We start from the raw sequence: 5,744 nt of genomic DNA, 5'->3' as shown, positions 1-5,744 counted from the left end.
GAGTAAAGACGAATAGGCTGAGTGTTTTCGCTTTCATGCTAAGCTCGAGTAATAATAATTAGAGTTAATGCTCTAGTTTTTTGCTGCGGAAGTCAACAGTGTGATGGGTTGAAATGTCGAAACAACAGCAAGTGATATGCGCTAGCATGAAGCGCATATCATCAAAATTCAATATTTAAATTTAATACTTATGGTAAGAAGGGCAGAGATAATCGGCCCGCCAAACCAATTTTTTACTACCTCTCACGTTTGTACTACCTTGCATCGTGGTCAGCACGTCCTTACCCGACATCTGCGGGAAAGCGAGTAGCACTCTCAGGTCATCATTTGACTCAGTCGCTATTTCTTCATAAGCCCGAACGTGAGTAAAGGTTGACTGTAAATGGTTAAACAGCATATCTCGGGAAAGGCAAATTCCAAAGGCATCGCGTTTCATTGTAAGTGTCCTTCTGACAATGTTATGAATGGAATCGATAGCAATTGGTATGGTTATTATAGGGCTATCTTTATTGTGAGGTTTCCTCATCATCTTCTTCACTGCACAATTAGTATACAAATGCTTTTGCATTATAAGATAAAATTTTTCTAAAATAGGCGTGATATAGATCACGAAATAACCATGATAATTTTTTATAAAACCTCGTGCATATTCTGCTTGGCAAGTCTTCGAAATAGATTGCAATAAAACGAACCAAAATGGTGCGTGGAATGCGTAGTATTGTTCACAGTTATTCGTTTCTCTCTTCGCTCAAATGTTAAATAAGTGTTAGCTTGTATGCAGAGTTAAAGAGGGATTTATGGTGTGGAGTAGTATCAGTTTTCGTAAGCGTATGCTGATCATAATGACTCTTTCAGGGTTGATTGAATTACTGCTGTTAGTTGCCGCTGGTTTTGTGTACATCAAACATTCTCAAGAAGAAGAGATGGGCTTAAAGGCCTTAGGGGTTGCTTCATTTCTTGCTCAAACTCCATCAGTGGTCGATATGCTTGAATCTGGTAGTGGGGTGGATCACCAACAGCGTTATCGAGAGTTAACAAAATTAATCGGTGCAACCTTCATTGTTATCGGCGATCAACATGGGATCCGCTTAGTCCATCCTGTTGATGAACGAATTGGTCTTCCCATGAAAGGGGGAGATAATGATCAAGCTTTGCTACATGGTGAGTCATACGTTTCTTTTGCTCAGGGTTCATTGGGTAAATCCGTGCGTGGAAAATCGGCGGTAAAAAATGCCCAAGGACAAATCGTTGGTGTGGTGTCAGTTGGTTACTTAATAGAACGACTACAAGATAAAATTGAACCTTTTCTCATCTATCTAATTGGGATGGCACTGCTGGTAGTGCTGGCGAATGCTGTACTTTCCAGCTACGCCTCACGCCGTTTTCAGAAAGCGATACTCGGTTTTGAACCAGAAGAGATTGGCCGATTGTATGTCGAACTCGATGTCACCATGAGTACCTTAAAGGAAGGCATTTTAAGTATTGATGAGGCGGGTATTCTTCGTTCCATTAATAAAAGTGCGTGTGAGATTTTGGCGATTAACCGAGAGAAAGCGCTTAATCAACCACTCTCTCTGTTTCTACCTGAAAGTGATCTCATGAGTGTTATTGAAAGTGGCACGCCTGATCACGACATCGAGCTGTACCTCAATCAACAGCGTCTGATCGCCAATCGAAGTCCGATTATTGTTGACGGTAAAGTGGTTGGGGCGGTGTCCAGCTTCCGCCTCCGAGATGAAATCAACGAGTTAACCGAGCAACTCTCCCAAACCAAAGAGTATGCTGAAATGCTGCGCTCTCAAACTCACGAACATCGCAACAAACTCAACACCATCAGTGGGCTTGTACAGATGGGAGAGCTGGAAGCGGTTCAGCATTTAATCGGCCAAGAAACGGCTCATTACCAATCGCTCATTGAATTTCTACGCGAGACAGTTAGAGATCCACTCATTGCCGGAATGCTGCTGGGTAAAACTGAGCGGGCTCGTGAACTTGGTTTGGAGTTAGTCGTTGAAGAGGGATCGCGTCTAGAACCTTTGCCGCAGCGTATCAATGCCGAAGATATCGTCACTATCTTGGGTAACCTGATTGACAATGCATTTGATGCGACACTCACGATGATCCGCAATGAAAAACGGGTGACACAAGAACGACGCATCATTGAAGTGTCACTCAGCGATTATGGTGCCGAAATTATTCTTGAAGTGGATGATAAAGGGTGTGGTTTACCCGAACAAATGTCGCCACAGCAATTATGGCAAAAGGGAGTCTCTAGCAAAGCAAAACATAACCGAGGTGTGGGTTTACACCTGGTAAAACAGTTAGCTGATCGCTATCAAGGGCAGCTAGAAATGAAAAGTAATCAAGATGTTGGAACAAGAGTTACGGTTTATCTGCCTAAGGAAGAACAAGTATGAATACCCGTGTCATGATCATTGAAGATGATATCGCGATTGCGCAATTACATCATCGTTACTTGACACAAATTGAGGGATTTGAAGTCATTGGCATTGCAACGACTCACGCCGATGCCCAATTGCAGTTAGATATCCTCAAACCCGATTTAGTATTGCTGGATGTTTATCTACCGGATGGTACGGGGCTCGATCTCTTACAGAAAGTTCGAGGCAACAACCAAGGCTGTGATGTAATTTTGATTACTGCAGCGCGCGATGTTGAGACGCTACAACAGGCAATGCGTGGTGGCGTAGTTGATTACTTGCTCAAGCCAGTCATGTTTCCCCGTCTTGAATCGGCATTGAAGAAATACCAAACCCAACAATTAGAGCTGGGCTCCGTGGCTGATGTTGACCAAAACGTAGTTGATAAAATGTTGACAGCCAATACCAGTGAGCTTCCCACTCATCTGCGTCTTCCTAAAGGAATTGATGGGGTTACGCTAGACAAAATACGCCATCTTTTTAATACACCATGCAGTTTGACCGCGGACGAAGCGGGAGAAAAAATTGGCGCAAGTCGAACCACGGCAAGGCGTTATCTGGAATATTTAATCAGCAGTGGTGAGCTAACCGCCGACTTAAATTACGGCACGGTTGGTCGCCCGGAGCGTTGCTATAAAAAAGTTGTGCGTTAGGCCGAGAGATTTAATGAGTTAACCGCATGAAATTTAATGCTATTTAATCACGTCGTTCGTATTGTTGATGATGAATGCTTGCGATGAACTAGACGGCGTTTCAAACCCCATCTAAAGTTTAAGGACAAAAGGCAGATAACATCATGTAGGAGAGAGGATGAACGTAATCAAATATCTGCGTACTATTCTACCTATGTGGCTAATCAGTGTGTTGGCATCATCACCTGCTTATCCCGCTAGTCTTGAAACACTAACGTATTATACAGAGGCCTATCCCCCTTTTAATTTTATGAATCAGGGCAAAATCACTGGAATTTCGGTTGATTTACTTCAAGAAGCCGCTAAATTCTCAGGACATGACGTATTATTGAGCCAAATCGTATTGCAACCGTGGGCTCGTTCTTACCGCTCTACCATTTTGAAAAAAGACGGAGTACTTTTCTCGACAACAAGGACGTCACACAGAGAGGAATTATTTCATTGGGTAGGCCCAATTGATGATATCAAAGTTTCGGTAATTGCACGTAAAGGCAGTAATATCAAACTTGGGGAACCTTTAGAAATTACCTCCTATAAGATAGGGGTGATAAAAGATGACGTCGGCGAACAAATGCTATTGCAATATGGTGTTCCTAGAGACTCAATGCAAGAAGCAACGGATGTCACGATGTTGGCAGAGCAGTTAGTGAAAAAGCGTATTGATTTGATTGCATACGATGAACGGTCAGCCCATTGGTGGATAAAACAAGCAGGATATGCCCCCGATCAATTTGAAACACTTTATGTGTTAAAGCAGGGATTACTTTACTATGCTTTTAATAAAAATATAGACCAAACACTATTAGACGATTTACAAATGGGTATTGATAAAGTAAAGAACACGGTTAATGAAGACGGTGTTAATCGATATCAAGCCATATTAAACAAATACCAATAACCATTCTTAAGATTAGTGACCAGTATGAGCAACCCAAGTAGTACAATTTTGACAGAGAGTGGTACCAACGAACTTGAGATTATTGAGTTCCATTTAGAAAAGGTACTGCCAGATGGACGCACGAAAACCTGCTATTACGGCATTAACGTTGCGAAAGTTAGGGAAGTGATACAAGTTCCTGATACCACCGATTATCCCAATGCTCAGCCGCATATGATCGGTGTATTTTCGTCACGTGATGTACTGACTCCGTTAGTTGATCTTGCCGGTTGGCTTGGTGTGCCTACTAATCCAAGCCTTGATCGAAAGTTTGTTATCGTGACGGATTTTAACCGCATGACCAATGGCTTTTTGATTGACAGCATTAGTCGTATTCACCGTATTTCTTGGAACGATGTTGAATCGCCGAGTCAGTTTTTAGAAGCGGGTGAGCAAGATTGCGTCGTGGCGGTTGTTCGCAAAGACGGCAACCTGATCATGATTTTGGATTTTGAGAAAATCATCGCTGACATCAACCCTGAATTGAGTATGGAAAAATACGATGTCACGGTGGACAGATCGGTCGACCTCAACCAAAAAATGATCAGCAAACGTAATGCGAAAACCATCATGGTGGTGGATGATTCGGCGTTTATCCGCAGTTTAATACAAGACACATTAAGCTCTGCAGGCTACAACATTATTGCGTGTAAAGACGGTGGTGAAGCCTATGAGAAATTGATGGAAATTGAAAAAGTAGCCAAGTCCGAAAACGTACCCGTGACAGAGTTAGTGAATGCGATCGTAACGGATGTAGAAATGCCGCGCATGGATGGTATGCACTTGTTGAAGCGCTTGCGTGACAGCGAAACTTATAAAACAACGCCGATAGTGATGTTCTCCTCGATCATGAGTGATGATAACCGAGCCAAAGCATTAGCACTGGGTGCTGATGATACCTTGACCAAACCCGAAATTGGCAAAATGGTCACCCTGATGGATAAATATGTATTTGCTTAACCTTTATACTCTTCCCACTTAGAGTTGTTTGGGTATAGCGGTCAGTCTGCGACCAATTAAGGAGAGTCTCATTTGAGGCTCTTTTTGTTGTCATCCCTAAACCACCGCCTTGGGCGGTGGTGATTGAACCTTGGGGCTATTGCCCGAAGGAGTGCCCATGCTAGAAGTAAACCTCTTATTCACCACAAGTAAGAGGAAACTAAAAACATGGGCGATTATAGAAGTTCATCACATGTATATTGGCGTTGCAAATACCATATAGTTTGGGCTCCGAAATACAGATTTAAGATCTTGAAAGGGAATGTAGGTAAGGAGCTTTATCGCTCAATCTATATTTTGTGCAATATGAAAGATTGTGAAGTCTTGGAATTAAATGTTCAGCCGGATCACGTTCACTTGGTTGTGATAGTTCCACCAAAAGTTTCGATATCAACGTTGATGGGAGTATTGAAAGGGCGTTCAGCAATCCGCTTGTTTAACAAGTTCCCACATATAAGAAAGAAACTGTGGGGTAATCATTTTTGGGCAAGGGGATACTTTGTTGACACAGTTGGTGTGAATGAAGAAATCATCAGGCGTTACGTAAGGCACCAAGACAAGAAAGATCAAGAATATGAGGCGCAGTTAGAGTTGAAGATAAACTAGCAGCGCAGGGATGCCCCCTTATAGGGGGCTATAAACCAAAGCCGCCTTCTAAGAAGGCGGATTTTTACT

Annotated in this window: 6 protein-coding genes; 5 read left to right on the top strand and 1 reads right to left on the bottom strand. The window is 42.6% G+C overall.

Annotated features, from left to right (window positions below):
* Window positions 1–181 precede the first annotated feature (181 nt).
* Window positions 182–436, bottom strand: a complete 255-nt coding sequence (locus tag B9J84_RS08420) for a hypothetical protein (protein ID WP_013856662.1) — start codon at window positions 434–436, stop codon at window positions 182–184.
* A gap of 361 nt (window positions 437–797) precedes the next feature.
* Between B9J84_RS08420 and B9J84_RS08415 the strand changes: the two genes are divergently transcribed.
* From B9J84_RS08415 to tnpA, 5 genes are all read left to right on the top strand, one after another.
* Window positions 798–2,417 carry a sensor histidine kinase gene (locus B9J84_RS08415; protein ID WP_017044817.1) on the top strand — a complete coding sequence of 540 codons (1,620 nt, stop codon included), beginning with the start codon at window positions 798–800 and terminating at the stop codon, window positions 2,415–2,417.
* Window positions 2,414–3,094: a response regulator gene (locus B9J84_RS08410; RefSeq protein WP_013856664.1), complete on the top strand. Its 681-nt coding sequence runs from the start codon at window positions 2,414–2,416 to the stop codon at window positions 3,092–3,094. The genes B9J84_RS08415 and B9J84_RS08410 overlap by 4 nt, the downstream gene beginning before the upstream one ends.
* Window positions 3,095–3,251: 157 nt before the next feature.
* Window positions 3,252–4,031, top strand: coding sequence for an ABC transporter substrate-binding protein (locus B9J84_RS08405; protein WP_013856665.1), 780 nt, complete (start codon window positions 3,252–3,254; stop codon window positions 4,029–4,031).
* A 24-nt stretch (window positions 4,032–4,055) separates the two neighbouring features.
* Entirely contained in the window at window positions 4,056–5,030 is a 975-nt protein-coding gene (locus tag B9J84_RS08400) for a chemotaxis protein (protein ID WP_026027355.1), read from the top strand.
* A 207-nt stretch (window positions 5,031–5,237) separates the two neighbouring features.
* Window positions 5,238–5,675, top strand: a complete 438-nt coding sequence (gene tnpA / locus B9J84_RS08395; protein ID WP_094123939.1) for an IS200/IS605 family transposase — start codon at window positions 5,238–5,240, stop codon at window positions 5,673–5,675.
* The last annotated feature ends 69 nt before the right edge of the window (window positions 5,676–5,744 follow it).

The organism is Vibrio sp. V03_P4A6T147, assembly GCF_002241085.1.
Lineage (GTDB): Bacteria > Pseudomonadota > Gammaproteobacteria > Enterobacterales > Vibrionaceae > Vibrio > Vibrio anguillarum.
Note: the sequence above shows the minus strand (reverse complement) of the source record. Positions and strands in the feature narration are given on the sequence as shown.

What these genes read in the sequence shown, in the direction of transcription:
- tnpA (WP_094123939.1), top strand. Translation starts at nt 5,238, where the DNA reads ATGGGCGATTATAGAAGTTCATCACATGTATATTGGCGTTGCAAATAC.
- B9J84_RS08415 (WP_017044817.1), top strand. Translation starts at nt 798, where the DNA reads ATGGTGTGGAGTAGTATCAGTTTTCGTAAGCGTATGCTGATCATAATG.
- B9J84_RS08405 (WP_013856665.1), top strand. Translation starts at nt 3,252, where the DNA reads ATGAACGTAATCAAATATCTGCGTACTATTCTACCTATGTGGCTAATC.
- B9J84_RS08400 (WP_026027355.1), top strand. Translation starts at nt 4,056, where the DNA reads ATGAGCAACCCAAGTAGTACAATTTTGACAGAGAGTGGTACCAACGAA.
- B9J84_RS08420 (WP_013856662.1), bottom strand. Translation starts at nt 436, where the DNA reads ATGAAACGCGATGCCTTTGGAATTTGCCTTTCCCGAGATATGCTGTTT.
- B9J84_RS08410 (WP_013856664.1), top strand. Translation starts at nt 2,414, where the DNA reads ATGAATACCCGTGTCATGATCATTGAAGATGATATCGCGATTGCGCAA.